The sequence below is a fragment of the Plantactinospora sp. BB1 genome, assembly GCF_003030385.1.
Taxonomy (GTDB): domain Bacteria; phylum Actinomycetota; class Actinomycetes; order Mycobacteriales; family Micromonosporaceae; genus Plantactinospora.
In genome coordinates, this window is record NZ_CP028159.1 from 5,817,941 (window position 1) to 5,831,387 (window position 13,447).

At 73.0% G+C, this 13,447-nt stretch carries 11 protein-coding genes; 7 read left to right on the forward strand and 4 right to left on the reverse strand.

Annotated elements, in window-relative coordinates; genetic code table 11:
• Window positions 1–45: 45 nt before the first annotated feature.
• From C6W10_RS25455 to C6W10_RS25470, 4 genes are read left to right on the forward strand one after another with little or no spacing between them, the layout of a single operon-like run.
• Window positions 46–1,176: an ABC transporter substrate-binding protein gene (locus C6W10_RS25455; protein ID WP_234361416.1), complete on the forward strand. Its 1,131-nt coding sequence runs from the start codon at window positions 46–48 to the stop codon at window positions 1,174–1,176.
• 7 nt (window positions 1,177–1,183) lie between these two features.
• Complete coding sequence (locus C6W10_RS25460) at window positions 1,184–2,113, forward strand: ABC transporter permease subunit (protein WP_234361417.1); 930 nt, start codon at window positions 1,184–1,186, stop codon at window positions 2,111–2,113.
• On the forward strand, window positions 2,101–2,925 hold the full coding sequence (locus C6W10_RS25465; RefSeq protein WP_234361418.1) for an ABC transporter permease: 825 nt from the start codon (window positions 2,101–2,103) through the stop codon (window positions 2,923–2,925). Before C6W10_RS25460 ends, C6W10_RS25465 begins: the two co-directional genes overlap by 13 nt.
• Window positions 2,922–4,007, forward strand: coding sequence for an ABC transporter ATP-binding protein (locus C6W10_RS25470; RefSeq protein ID WP_107261140.1), 1,086 nt, complete (start codon window positions 2,922–2,924; stop codon window positions 4,005–4,007). The genes C6W10_RS25465 and C6W10_RS25470 overlap by 4 nt, the downstream gene beginning before the upstream one ends.
• Before the next feature lie 78 nt (window positions 4,008–4,085).
• On the opposite strand, the gene C6W10_RS25475 is transcribed toward C6W10_RS25470, so the two are convergent.
• Window positions 4,086–5,672, reverse strand: a complete 1,587-nt coding sequence (locus C6W10_RS25475; protein WP_107261142.1) for a bifunctional NAD(P)/FAD-dependent oxidoreductase/class I SAM-dependent methyltransferase — start codon at window positions 5,670–5,672, stop codon at window positions 4,086–4,088.
• Window positions 5,673–5,747: 75 nt separating this feature from the next.
• On the opposite strand from C6W10_RS25475, the gene C6W10_RS25480 reads away from it, so the two are divergent.
• A complete protein-coding gene (locus C6W10_RS25480) occupies window positions 5,748–6,329 on the forward strand; it encodes a helix-turn-helix domain-containing protein (RefSeq protein WP_107261144.1) in 582 nt (193 codons plus the stop codon).
• A gap of 15 nt (window positions 6,330–6,344) precedes the next feature.
• Here C6W10_RS25480 and C6W10_RS25485 read toward each other — a convergent pair whose 3' ends face one another.
• Window positions 6,345–7,544: a low temperature requirement protein A gene (locus tag C6W10_RS25485; RefSeq protein WP_107261146.1), complete on the reverse strand. Its 1,200-nt coding sequence runs from the start codon at window positions 7,542–7,544 to the stop codon at window positions 6,345–6,347.
• A gap of 184 nt (window positions 7,545–7,728) precedes the next feature.
• Here C6W10_RS25485 and C6W10_RS25490 point away from each other — a divergent pair, with 184 nt between their 5' ends.
• Entirely contained in the window at window positions 7,729–8,739 is a 1,011-nt protein-coding gene (locus C6W10_RS25490) for an LLM class flavin-dependent oxidoreductase (protein ID WP_304598402.1), read from the forward strand.
• 274 nt (window positions 8,740–9,013) lie between these two features.
• Here C6W10_RS25490 and C6W10_RS25495 read toward each other — a convergent pair whose 3' ends face one another.
• A complete protein-coding gene (locus C6W10_RS25495; RefSeq protein WP_107264275.1) occupies window positions 9,014–11,287 on the reverse strand; it encodes a cellulose binding domain-containing protein in 2,274 nt (757 codons plus the stop codon).
• Window positions 11,288–11,610: 323 nt separating this feature from the next.
• Here C6W10_RS25495 and eis point away from each other — a divergent pair, with 323 nt between their 5' ends.
• Window positions 11,611–12,810 carry an enhanced intracellular survival protein Eis gene (gene eis / locus C6W10_RS25500; RefSeq protein WP_234361420.1) on the forward strand — a complete coding sequence of 400 codons (1,200 nt, stop codon included), beginning with the start codon at window positions 11,611–11,613 and terminating at the stop codon, window positions 12,808–12,810.
• A 153-nt stretch (window positions 12,811–12,963) separates the two neighbouring features.
• Here eis and C6W10_RS25505 read toward each other — a convergent pair whose 3' ends face one another.
• Window positions 12,964–13,437, reverse strand: coding sequence for a hypothetical protein (locus tag C6W10_RS25505; RefSeq protein ID WP_234361421.1), 474 nt, complete (start codon window positions 13,435–13,437; stop codon window positions 12,964–12,966).
• Window positions 13,438–13,447: the final 10 nt, after the last annotated feature.

The window sequence follows — 13,447 nt, forward strand, 5'->3', positions numbered from 1 at the left end:
CCCGATCGACCGGTACGACGCCGACGGTGTCGCTAAGGAGAAAAAGTGCGTTACGCGGTTGCCCGTACGGTCGCGGTACTCGCGGCGTCGGCCGGGCTGGTAAGCATGGCCGCCTGCTCACCGCCGGAGAAGGCCGGTGCGCAGACGGAGGGCGGCGCGGCCACCGCCACCAGCGCCGCCGAGTTGGGCGGATTCGACAGGCTCGTCGAGGAGGCCAAGAAGGAGGGGCAGCTCAACGTCATCGCGCTGCCGCCGGACTGGGCCAACTACGGCGAGCTCGTCAAGACCTTCGGCGAGAAGTACGGCATCAAGGTCAACTCGGTGCAGCCGGACGCCGCCAGCCAGGACGAGATCAACGCGGCGAACCAGCTCAGGGGACAGAGCGGCGCCCCGGACGTCTTCGACCTCGGTGACGCGGTGGCCCGGGCCAACGTGCCGATGTTCGCCCCGTACAGGGTGCAGAAGTTCGACGAGATCCCCGCCGCGCTCAAGGCGGCCGACGGCGCCTGGGTCAACGACTACGGCGGCTACATGTCGATCGGCTTCGACGCCGCGAAGGTACCGGCCCCGCAGAGCCTGACCGACCTGCTGAAGCCTGAGTACCGGGGGAAGGTGGCGCTCAACGGCGACCCGACCCAGGCCGGCGCGGCGTTCAGCGGCGTGGTGATGGCGGCGCTCGGCAACGGCGGCTCGGCCGACGACATCGGCCGGGGCGTCGACTTCTTCCGCCAGCTCAAGGAGGCCGGCAACTTCCTGCCGGTCGACCCGACCCCGGCCACCATCGAGTCCGGACAGACCCCGGTGGTGATCGACTGGGACTACCTGAACGTCGCGCAGGGCGCCAAGCTCACCGGCAAGGCGGACTGGAAGACGGTGGTCCCGCAGGGCGCGGTGGTCGGCTCGTACTACGTCCAGGCGATCAACTCCGACGCGCCGCACCCGGCGGCGGCCCGGCTCTGGCAGGAGTTCCTCTACTCCGACGAGGGCCAGAACCTCTGGCTCAAGGGCGGGGCGCGGCCGGTCCGGGCCGAGGCGATGGCGAAGGCCGGCACGATCGACCAGGCCGCCTACGCGGCGCTGCCGGCCACCACCGGCGAGCCGGTCTTCCTCACCGAGGCGCAGACCGCCAGGGCGAAGGAGATCCTCACGGCCAACTGGGCCAAGGCAGTCGGCTGACCCGACGATGGCGGCCGTCACCTCCACGCCGGACCCCGTGGCGCCCGCGCCCGGGGTCCGGCCCCACCCGGCCCGGCGCCGGGTCAGACTCTCCGGGGGCGGCGCGCTGCTCGGCGTCGTCCCGTTCCTCGGGTACGTCGGGATCTTCCTCGCCGTCCCCACCCTGGTGGTGGCGGTCGGGGCGGTGACCGGCGACGACGGCGGCTTCACGCTGGAGAACCTCGCCCGGCTCGCCGACCCGTACATCCTGGCGGCCTTCGGGCGCAGCATCCTGCTCTCCGCGGTCACCGCGCTGCTCGGGGCGGTCTTCGGCGCCCTGCTCGGGTACGCCCTGGTGACCGCCCCGCCGGACGGCCTGCTCCGCCGGGCGGTGACCGCCGCCGCCGGGGTGCTCGCCCAGTTCGGCGGGGTGACCCTGGCCTTCGCCTTCGTCGCCACGATCGGGCTGAGCGGGTTCGTCACCGAGTTCCTGCGGGACCGGGTCGGCGTCGACATCTACGCCTCCGGCGTCTGGCTCTTCGAACTGCCCGGCCTGGCGCTGGTCTACGCCTACTTCCAGATCCCGCTGATGGTGATCGTCTTCCTGCCGGCGCTGGACGGCATTCGTCCACAGTGGCGGGAGGCGGCGGCGAGCCTCGGCGGGTCGACGTGGCAGTACTGGCGGCTGGTCGGTGTGCCGCTGCTCGCCCCGCCGTTCCTCGGCGCCACGCTGCTGCTCTTCGCCAACGCCTTCTCGGCGTACGCCACCGCGGCGGCGCTGGTCAGCCAGGGCAGCCCGATCGTGCCGTTGCAGATCCGGGGCGCGCTGACCAGCGAGGTGGTGCTCGGGCAGCAGAACCTCGGCAAGGCGATGGCGCTCGGCATGATCGTGGTGGTCGCCCTGGTGATGTGGCTCTACGCCGTCGTGCAGAAGCGGAGCGCGAAGTGGCTGGGGTGATCCGGCGCCGGGCGCGTCGGCAGCGACTGTTCCGCCGGGTCGTGTTGACCGTGCTCGGGATCTTCTTCCTGCTGCCGCTGGTCGCGATGTTCGAGTTCACCACCCGGGGCGCGGGCGGCGGGTTCACCCTGGCGACCTGGCGCCTGCTGGTCGACTGGCCGCAACTGCGGCAGACCCATCCCGACCTCTCCACCGGGATCCGCGCCTCGGCCGGGCTGGTCCTGCTCACCGTGGCGCTCACCCTGCTGCTGCTGGTGCCGACCGTGATCTGGGTCCGGCTGCGGCTGCCCCGGCTGCGCCGGCTGGTCGAGTTCCTCTGCCTGCTCCCGCTCACCATTCCGGCGATCGTGCTGGTGGTCGGGCTCGCCCCGGTCTACGCCTGGGTGACGTACCTGCTCGGCGGTTCACCGCTGACGCTCAGCCTGGCCTACACGGTGCTGGTGCTGCCGTACGCGTACCGGTCGATCGACGCGGGGCTGTCGGCGATCGACGTCCGTACCCTCGCCGAGGCGGCCCGGAGTCTCGGCGCCGGCTGGCCGACGGTGGTCTGGCGGGTGGTGCTGCCGAACATCCGCTCGGCGCTGCTCTCCGCCGCCTTCCTCACCGTGGCCCTGGTGCTCGGCGAGTTCACCGTCGCCTCCCTGCTCAACCGGACCAACCTCCAGGTCGCGGTCAACCTGCTCGGCAAGAGCAGCGCGACGATGTCGGTGGCGGTCTCGTTGGCGGCGCTGCTGCTCGCCTTCGTGCTGTTGCTGCTGCTCTCCCTCGTCGGCGAGGGCCGGCGCCGCACACCCGGAAAGGGAATCTCGTGACCGCCTCCCCCGTCGCCGCCCCGGCCGCCGGCCCCACCCGCCGGGGCGTTCCGGTACGCCTGGAGGCGTTGCGCCGCAGCTTCGGTGACACGCCCGCGCTGGCCGGGCTCGACCTGGAACTCGCACCCGGCGAACTGGTCGCGCTGCTCGGCCCCTCCGGCTGCGGCAAGACGACCGCGCTGCGGGTACTCGCCGGCCTGGAGGAGGCCGACTCCGGCCGGGTACTGGTCGACGGCGAGGACGTCACCGACCGGCCGGTCAACCGGCGCGGCATGGGGATGGTGTTCCAGGCGTACAGCCTCTTCCCGCACCTGACCGCCCGGGAGAACGTCGAGTTCGGGCTGCGGCTGCGCGGCCGGCCCGGCGGGCAGCGGCGGCGGCGCGCCGACGAGATGCTGGAACTGGTCGGCATCGGCTCGCAGAGCCGCCGCTATCCGCACCAGCTCTCCGGCGGCCAGCAGCAGCGGGTGGCGCTGGCCCGGGCGCTGGCGATCGAACCCCGGGTGCTCCTGCTCGACGAGCCGCTCTCCGCGCTGGACGCCAAGGTGCGGGTGCAGTTGCGCGACGAGATCCGGCGGATCCAACTGGAGGTCGGCACCACCACGCTCTTCGTCACGCACGACCAGGAGGAGGCGCTCGCCGTCGCCGACCGGGTCGGCGTGATGCGCGCCGGCCGGCTGGAGCAGTTGGCCAGCCCGGCGGAGATCTACCTGCGCCCGGCGAGTGCGTTCGTCGCCGACTTCGTCGGGCTGAGCAACCGGATCTCCGGGTACGCCGGGCCGGGCGGGACCGTCCGGGTGCTCGGCCAGGAACTGCCGCTGGTCGAACCGGCCGCCGCACCGGTCGGCCCGGACACCCCGGTCACCGCCCTGGTCCGCCCGGAGGCGGTCGAACTGCTCCCGGACGGCGACGCCCGGGTGCTCGCGGCCAGCTTCCTCGGCCCGATCAGCCGGGTCACCGTCTCGCTGCCGGACGGCACGCCGCTGGTCGCGCAGGTCGGCAGCGACCGGCTGGCCGAGCTGGCCCCGGGCACTCCGGTCCGGGTACGCCTGCGCGCCGCCCCGGTCGCGCTGGCCGGCTGACCGGCCGCCGGGGAGTCGTCCCGGGCCGACGCACCCGGGAGGACTCCCCCGGCCGGTCTCCCGCCGCCGGTGCCGTCGCTACCGCTGGCGGCGTGCCACCACCACCGCGTCGGCGATGTTGATCTCACGCCCCTCCTGGTCCAGCACCGACCTGGGCCGGGACTCGGCGACCAGTACCGTCCAGTCGGTCGGGTCGAGCGCGGCGGCCACCTCCTCGGCGGTGAACATCATGTCCGGGAAGTGCATCCGGTGCGCCGAGGTGTGCAGGTCGGACGGGTGGTGCCCGACGATCAGCAGGGTGCCGCCGGGCGCCACCGAGGCGGCCAGCCGGGCGAAGAGTTCCCGCCGGGTCTCGCCGGGCAGGTGCATGTACTGCGCCGTCACCAGGTCGTACCGGCCCTCGGCCGGCGGCTGCTCGCGCAGGTCGGCGTGGTGCCACTCGATCCGGGCGGCGACCTCGGCACCGGCCGCCTCGGCGTGCTCGGCGGCCCGGCCGAGTGCCGTGGTCGAGATGTCGACCCCGGTCACCTGCCAGCCCCGCTCGGCCAGCCAGATGGCGTCGGCGCCCTCTCCACTGCCGACGTCGAGCGCCCGGCCCGGTGCCAGCCCGGCCGCCTCGGCCACGAGTTGCGGGTTGGGGCGCCCGCTCCAGATCGCCGGGCGGGCCCGGTAACGCTCCTCCCAGCCCTCCTGCTCGAAGATGGTGCGCACCTGGTGCCGGTAGGACTCGACGGCCTCCCGGGTCTCCTCGGCGACCAGGTCGGCATTGATGCCCGCACCGGCGAGCAGGCCGGAGGCGGCGGCCGAGATCACCTGGGCGCGTACGTCCGCCACGTTGCCGGCCACCCAGACCCCGGGTGCGGCCAGTCCGCCCGGGTCGGCCGGGATCTGGCTGCCGACGACGTGACCGCCCAGCTCCACGTCGACCGGCTTGATCCCGAGCGACTCCAGCACGCCGGCCCGGGCGGTGAACCGGGGCGCCACCACGAGGGCGTCCAGCGCGACGACCTCGCCGGAGGCCAGGCGTACCCCGGTGAGGGTGTCGTCGGCGATCTCCAGGCCGGTGACCCGGCCGGGTACCACCGGGATGGTGCGCGCGGCCAGCAGTTCGGCGTCGGCCGGCTCCAGGGCCGGGGCGTCCTGGGTCAGCAGCAGCACGTGCGGGCTCAACTGCCGCCACAGGTTCACCTGGTGCAGCGCCAGCGCCGTCGGCCCGGCCACGAGTACGCCGATCCGGCGGTCGCGCACCTCCCAGCCGTGGCAGTACGGGCAGTGCAGCACGTCGCGGCCCCACCGCTGGGCCAGCCCCGGCACCTCGGGCAGCTCGTCGACGAGTCCGGTCGTCACCAGCAGCCGCCGGGCCCGCAGTTCGGCTCCGCCGTCCAGGGTCAGCCGGAACCCGTCGCCGTCCCGGGTGGCCGCCTCGACCCGACCGCCGAGGGTCTCGCCGCCGTACCGGGCCAGCTCGGCACGCCCGTCCGCGACCAGTTCCGCCGGTGGGCTCCCCTCCCGGCCGAGGTAGTTGTGCACCCCGTCGGCCGGTGCGTTCCGGGGTGCTCCGGCGTCCACCACCAGCACCGAGCGCCGGGCCCGGGCCAGCGCGACGGCTCCGGCCAGCCCGGCGGCGCCACCGCCCACCACCACTACGTCGTATGTCCTGTCCATGCCGCGCTCCCCTTCGTCCGTGGTACGCCTCCACGGTGCGGTGCGGGCGGTCGAACGGCAACTATCCTTGCCGGTATGGCAAACGAGGAGTTCGCACTGGCGTCGGTCGGCCCCCGGCTGCGCGCGCTGCGCAACCAGCGGGGCACCACGCTGACCCAGCTCGCCGAGGTGACCGGCATCTCGGTGAGTACCCTGTCCCGGCTGGAGTCCGGCGGCCGCAAGCCGACGCTGGAGCTGTTGCTGCCGCTCGCCCGGGCCTTCCAGGTCTCCCTCGACGAGCTGGTCGACGCGCCCGCCACGGCCGACCCACGGGTGCACCCGCGCCCGATCGTCCGGCACGGCGTCACGTTCCTCCCGCTGACCCGCCGGCCGGGCGGTCTACAGGCGTTCAAGCAGATCCTCCCGCCGAACACCCCGAGCGGCGACGGGGAACAGCAGACCCACGAGGGCTACGAGTGGCTCTACGTGCTCTCCGGTCGGCTGCGGCTGCGGCTCGGCGAACACGACCTGATCCTCACCCCGGGTGAGGTCGCCGAGTTCGACACCCGGATCCCGCACCGCGTCTCCAACCCCGGCCCGGGGGTCACCGAGGTCCTCTCGCTCTTCGGACCGCAGGGCGAACGGCTGCACGTACGGGCCCGCCCGACCACGAAATGATCTCGACCGGCGCGCTCAGAGCGGCGAGGCGGGTGATCTCGGCCGCCGGCCCCGGGTTCGGAGCAGGTCGTGCAGGGTGATGCCGAGCAGGATGGTGCTCACCGTGCCGGCGACGGCCAGCGGCGGCACGAAGAGCATCCCGGGGGCCACCGCCACCAGCACGGCGATGCCGACCAGCCGGGACGGGAGCAGCGTGCCGAAGATCTCGTACCCGAACCGGGCCCGGCCGGCCAGGAAGAGCGCCGGGCCGCCGACGATGACCCCGACCCAGGCGCCGTCGGTGTGCCCGAGCGGGCGGGCCACCACGAGTTCGTACCCGACCGCGGAGGTGACCACGCCGGCCACGATCACCAGGTGGGTGTAGGTGGCCGACCAGGCGAACCGGGTCGGGTCCCGGGCGGTGGCGAACCCCTCGGCCAGTTGGAACCCGGCCTGGAAGAAGTAGATCCGCCAGAGCAGCACGGTGGTGCTGAAGGCGATCAGGAACGCGGCCGACTGGGCGGTGGTGAACTCGCCGCCGCTGAAGGCGAAGCCGGTGACCAGGATCGACTCGCCGAGGGCGATCAGGAAGAACTGCTGGTACCGCTCGGCGATGTGCTCGCCCGCGAAGACCCACTCCTGACTCGCCGACGAGCCCAGTCTCGGGGTGGGCCAGCGCAGCCGGTGCCCCAGATAGTCGGCGATCAGCGCCACGCCCCAGAGCAGCAGCCGGAGGTCGCCGACGACGAAGGCTCCGCCGATCCAGAGCGGGGCGGTGCAGAGTGTCCAGAAGACCAGCCGCACGGAGATCCGCTGCCGGGGGTCGCCGCGCAGGGTGAGCCCCAGCACGAACGGCCGGCCGAACTGGAGCCCGACGTAGGCCAGCGCGAACATCAGCCCGTGCTCGCCGAACGCCCGGGGCACGGCGACCGCCATCACCATCGAACCGAACATGGTGACCACCACGACGGCCTGCACCAGCGGCCGCTCCGGATCGAAGCGGCTGGTCATCAGGGTGGTCATCGACCAGAGCAGCCAGAGGGTCAGCAGCAGTACCAGTGCGCGGAGCGCCTCGACGAAGACCGCCTGGTCGAGTGCGGTGAGGTCGTGCACCAGCCGCTGCGACACCCGGGTCAGCGCGAAGACGTAGACCAGGTCCAGGAAGAGTTCCAGGAAGGTCGCCCGTGGCGAGCTTTCCTCTCTTCGCAGCAGTTCCGCCCCGCCACCGAGTACCATCCGCCGCCCGATTTCCCCCGCTGCGCGCCGCTGCTACCGAATGCTCCACGTCCCTGAGCGAGGAATACCACGCCGGCGCCGGCTACCGGAGCGGTGCCGGACAAACCCGCCCGGAAGATCGGGAAAATCGCCGGTCGGGGCCGCCGCCCGGAAGAAATCGGGGCCGTGGCGGGTTGCCGCACGTGTGATCGACGTACCGTTGTCTGTCCTTGACCTCGCACCGGTCGCCGCCGGCACCACCGTCGGCGCGGCCCTGCGGCACACCACCGAACTCGCCCGGCGCACCGAGGAGCTCGGCTACCACCGGTTCTGGGTGGCCGAACATCACAACATGCCGGCGATCGCCAGCTCCGCCCCGGCGGTCTTGATCGCCCACGTGGCGGCGGCCACCTCGACCATCCGGGTCGGGTCCGGCGGGGTGATGCTGCCCAACCACGCGCCGCTGGTGGTGGCCGAGCAGTTCGGCACGCTGGAGGCGCTGCACCCGGGCCGGATCGACCTGGGCATCGGCCGGGCCCCCGGCACGGACCAGCCGACCGCGCTGGCCCTGCGCCGCACCATGGCCGGGCTCTCGGCCGAGAACTTCCCGGAGGAACTGGACGACCTGGTGAACTACTTCACCGGGGAACGGCCCGGTCCGATCACCGCCACCCCGGGCCTGGGCGACCGGCCGGCGATCTGGCTGCTCGGCTCCAGCGGGTTCAGCGCCCGGCTCGCCGGGCTGCTCGGCCTGCCGTTCTCCTTCGCACACCACTTCAGCGCCGCGAACACCCTGCCGGCGCTGGCCCTCTACCGGCAGAGTTTCCGGCCGTCGCGCTGGCTGGACCGGCCGTACGCGATGGTGGCGGTCAACGCGGTCTGCGCCGAGGACGACGAGCGGGCGGCCTGGCTCTCCGGGCCCGCCTCGCTCTCCTTCCTGCGGCTGCGTACCGGCCGGCCGGCCCCGCTGGCCAGCCCGGAGGAGGCGGCGGCGTACCCGTACACCGAGGCGGAGCGGCAGTTCGTGCTCGAACGGCGGGCGGGGCAGGCGCTCGGCTCGCCGGAGACGGTACGCGGGCAGCTCGCCGAGCTGCTGGCCCGGACCGAGGCCGACGAGCTGATGCTCACCACCATGGTCTACGACATCGCCGACCGGGTCCGCTCGTACGAGCTGATCGCGGAGAAGGTCGCCGGTGGGCTCCGCCGGCAGGACTGAGGCCGGTCCGGTGACCTCTTGGCGGCGCCGGTCGCGGCGGTGGCCGTGACCGGCGTCACGCCCTCCGGATGTCGTGAAACACACTCTTCACCGTGCCGTCATCGCCGCGCACCGGAAGCGGCCTAATGTTCTTACCGGTGGTGGTTCGACAAGCGCGATCGGGACGGGTCGCGTGATGTCGCGGTGTGTGCCGCACCGGCACGTGGGGAGATGAGCGACCCCACGGGCCGGTGCGGCTTCGCGTTTCCGGACCCGCCGAAGGTTCTGCGGGGCCCTAGCGGAGATAGATCGACGGGGCGGGCGGGCTGGACATGCCGTTGCCGATGAAGAAGCTCGGGTGCGGCGGCTGGTTGTAGGCGGTGTTCTGCCAGGCGATCGCCACCCGGTACATCGGGTCGTGCATCAGGGTGTGGATCCGGGTGCTGGTCTGGGTCGGCGTGCTGTAGATCCGCAGTGCGCTGTTGTCACTGGTCCGCCAGATCACCTCCTCGCGCCAGTCACCGAGGATGTCCGCCGAGAGCGCCGGCGTGGCCTTGGTGCCGTTGTTCGACGCCACCCCGCTGCCGGTGAGCAGCCGGGTGTCGGAGCCGGTGCCGTACTTGTCGATCCGGGTCTGGTCGAGCAGTTCCCGGACCGGGTCGCCGTCCCACCAGATCAGGAAGTTCGCCGACGACGGCTTGCGGCCGACGTTCGACCCGCTCGGGCTGCGCAGCCCGTCGACCGCCGACGACCACGACTCCGCCCCGGGGCTGCCGGCGTGCACGTCCCCGGCCACGCCCCGGCCGTTGTCCCCGGCCGCCGCCGTCGACCAGTAGATCTGCCCGGTACGCGCGTTGGCGAACCAGGACGACGGCTTGGACGAGTCCTCGCTGACCTTGAAGTACTCCAGGCCGGCCCGGCTCGGGTCGAGGTCGCCGAGGTGGGCCGCGTCGCCGTGCCCGTGCCCGGTGTTCCAGAGCGCGGAGCCGTTGTCGTCGATCGCCATCGCCCCGTACAGGATCTCGTCCCGGCCGTCGGCGTCCACGTCGCCGACGGTCAGCGAGTGGTTGCCCTGGCCGGCGTACTGCGAGCCGGCGGAGTTGGAGTCGAAGGTCCAGCGCCGGGTCAGCGAGCCGTTCCGGAAGTCCCAGGCGACGACGACGCTCCGGGTGTAGTAGCCGCGCGCCATGATCAGCGAGGGCCGCTGCCCGTCCAGGTACGCCGTGCCGGCGAGGAACCGGTCCACCCGGTTGCCGTAGTTGTCGCCCCAGGACGAGACCGTGCCCCGGGCCGGCTCGTAGTTGACCGTGGAGCGGACCGCTCCGGTCTGCCCGTCGAACATGGTCAGGAACTCCGGCCCGGCCAGCACGTAGCCGCTGGAGTTGCGGTGGTCGGCCGAGGCGGACCCGATCACCTGACCGGTGCCGGAGCGGCTGCCGTCGGCGGTCTTCATCGCCACCTCGGCCCGGCCGTCGCCGTCGTAGTCGTAGACCTGGAACTGGGTGTAGTGCGCGCCGGCCCGGATGTTGCGGCCGAGGTCGATCCGCCACAGCCGGGTGCCGGTCAGGGTGTACGCGTCGACGTAGACGTTGCCGGTGTAGCCGGACTGCGAGTTGTCCTTGGCGTTCGACGGATCCCACTTGAGGACGATCTCGTACCGGCCGTCGCCGTCGAGGTCACCGACGGAGGCGTCGTTCGCCGCGTAGCTGTACGCCTCCCCGGAGGGCGTCGTGCCGCCGGGCGGCACCTGGAGCCGTACGTCGAGATAGCCGTTGCCGAACTGGAGGGCCGGCGCGGACGCCGCCTGCTCGGTCCCGTTCACCACCGCCCGCACCGTGTACGCCGAGCCGGCGGCGGCGCCGGAGTCGAGGTAGTTGGTGGCGCCGGTGATCGGGGTCGGGTTGACCCGGGTCGAGCCCCGGTAGAGGTTGAACGACACTCCGGAGGTCTCGGTGCCGAGCAGTCGCCAGGAGACCAGGTTGGCGCTGCCGGAGCGGACGCTGACCAGGCCCCGGTCGAGGTTCTCCACCTGCTTCGCCCCGGCCGGCGGTGGGGTGGTCGGCGGCGGGGTGGTCGGTGGTGGGGTGGGTGGCGCGGTGGTGGCCGGAGGGGTGCCGGTCGGCGGTCCGCCCGGCGTGGTCGCGGTCGGCGCCACCCCGCCGGTGCAGGTGGTGCCGTTCATCGCGAAGCTCGTCGGTACCGGGTTGCCGGAGGTCCACGAGCCGTTGAAGCCGAAGGTGACGCTGGCGTTGGTGCCGAGCGCGCCGTTGTAGCTGACGTTGCCGGCGGTCACCTGGCTGCCGCTCTGGCTGACCGTGGCGTTCCAGGCCTGCACGACCTGCTGGCCGGCGCCGTACGTCCAGGTCAGGCTCCAACCGGTGACCGGGTCGCCGAGGTTGGTGAGGCTGACACTGGCGCCGAAGCCGCCCTGCCATTCGTTGGTCACCTGGTAGTCGACCCGGCAACCGGCGGCGGCGGCCGAGGCCATCACCGTGAAGGTGCCGGTCGCGGCCAGTACTGCCGCGGTGGTCGCGGCGAGCAGGGTATGGCGACGTGCTGAGGTACGCATGATCAACTCCGTTGGGGGCGGGGAGCGCGGTACCGGATGTCGACAGCCCGTCAGGACTGGCGGTGCCGTACCGACCCTGCCCGGGGTCGGCCGGACGCGGACCGCGGGAGGGTGGCCGAAATGGAACAGTTCAACGGCAACCCGACAACGGGGGTACGGCTTCCTGCGCACTTGAATGCTAGGGCAACCGCTTTCCGCGACACAACATCGACGGCGCTGGGTTTAAAGGTTTCAGTCGACCGGCGCGGCCCGGTTCCCGACGCCGCCCCGGGGTCGGACCCACTCGGTGCAGACGCCACCGATCGGCTGGCTAGGCTCGGCCGGTGCACCCCACCACCGTGATCCGGCAGCTCGAGGCCGACGACCTGACCGCAGCGGGTGAACTGGGCCGGCTGGCCTTCGGCGGCGGCCCGCCCACCGCGCCGCCACCCCGGGACCCCCCGCCCGGCCGCACCGGCTACGGCGCCTTCGACCCGGACGGCCGGTTCGTCGGCAAGGCCGTCGACCTGCACCACGAGCAGTGGTGGGCCGGCCGCCGGGTGCCGGCCGCCGACGTCGCCGGAGTCGCCGTACTGCCCGAGGCGCGCGGCCGGGGCGTGGCACTGGCGCTGCTCCGCGAACTGCTCCGGGGCGCCCGGGAGCGGGGCGCCGCGATCAGCGCGCTCTATCCCACGGTGACCGGGCCGTACCGGCGGGCCGGCTGGGAGGTGACCGGCGCGCTGCGCGCCGTCGACCTGCCGACCGTGGCGCTGCCCCGGCACCGGCCGGCGTCCGGGCTGACGGTCCGGCCCGGCGGTCCCGCCGATCTCGACGCCGCCACCGACCTCTACGAGCGGATCGCCCGGCACCGCTGCGGCCTGCTCACCCGCCGGGGCGGCGCCTTTCACCGGGACGGGGCCCCGACGGCGCTGCCGGACGGGGTGGACGGGCTCACCCTGGTCGAGCAGGACGGCCGGCTGGTCGGGTACGCGAGCTGGCAGCGCGGTCGCGGCTACGACCGGCGGGCCGTACTGACCGTCGAGGAGGTGCTGGCCACTACCCCGGAGGCGGCCCGGGAGCTGGTCGGGGTGCTGGCCAGCTGGCAGAGCGTCACCCCGACCGTCCGGCTCTGGCCGCTCGGCTCCGACGCGATCGCCGCAGAGCTGCCGCTGGAACAGGCCCGGGAGCACGAACAGCGGATCTGGATGCACCGACCGGTCGACGTGGTCCGGGCGGTACGCGGTCGGGGCTGGCCGGCACACGTCCGAGGTCGGGTCGACTTCGCGCTGACCGACGAGATCGCACCGTGGAACACCGGCGCCTGGCGGCTGGAGGTGGACGGCGGCGATGCCGAACTGCACCGGATCACCGACGAACCGGCGGCCCGGCTCTCGGTACGCGGCTTCGCGCTGCTCTACACCGGCGCCGCCGACGGGTACGCGGTCGCCGAGGCCGGCCTGCTGCACTGCCCCGCCGGCACCGACCCGGGCGCACTCGACCTGCTCGGCGCCGGTCCCCGGGCGGAACTGCTCGACTATTTCTGACGGTCGACCATTTCTGATCCGGGAGTCAGCTCGCGCCCGGACCGGCCGGGGCCGGCTCGCGTCCTCACCGGCCTGCACCAGGAGCCGGGCGTGGGACCATCGGCTACCACACCGCCGCATGGTGGCACAGCCGGGAGACGAGCTGTGGGGCGGTCAGCTCGGGCCCGAGCTGTCCAGCATCGCGAGCAGGCCCAGTCCACCGCAGCAGATGACGCCGATCACCGCGGAAGTGATCAGCAGGAGGGTGTAGTTCGACCACATGCCGAACTTCGTCACGTCCGTACCCGCACCGTCGTAGACCCGGTTGCGCCACCCTCCGAACCGGAACGACAACCGGTGCCCGGTGCCCGGCTGCACCACCACCCTCGTGGTCATCGCCGGGACTCCCAGCAGGTCGGTGAACCGGACGTCGTGCTCACCGGCCGGTACCGGGATGTGGAAGGTGCCCTCGGCCATGCCGGGGACGTCGCGCCCGTCGATCTTCAACCTGTAGCTGCTCGGCGCGGAGACCAGGTAGGGGCCCCGGTTGGCCGAGAGGACCAGCGCACCCCACCCCGGCGGCAGCGGCACCGGGTACGGGCTGGCCGCCAGCGCCATGCCGGGCGGCGGAGTCGACGGGTAGGACACCGGAGCATCC

Bases quoted from the DNA above. Each gene is read 5' to 3' on its own strand.
- C6W10_RS25460 (WP_234361417.1), top strand. From the start codon at position 1,184: ATGGCGGCCGTCACCTCCACGCCGGACCCCGTGGCGCCCGCGCCCGGG.
- C6W10_RS25475 (WP_107261142.1), bottom strand. From the start codon at position 5,672: ATGGACAGGACATACGACGTAGTGGTGGTGGGCGGTGGCGCCGCCGGG.
- C6W10_RS25480 (WP_107261144.1), top strand. From the start codon at position 5,748: ATGGCAAACGAGGAGTTCGCACTGGCGTCGGTCGGCCCCCGGCTGCGC.
- C6W10_RS25485 (WP_107261146.1), bottom strand. From the start codon at position 7,544: ATGGTACTCGGTGGCGGGGCGGAACTGCTGCGAAGAGAGGAAAGCTCG.
- C6W10_RS25495 (WP_107264275.1), bottom strand. From the start codon at position 11,287: ATGCGTACCTCAGCACGTCGCCATACCCTGCTCGCCGCGACCACCGCG.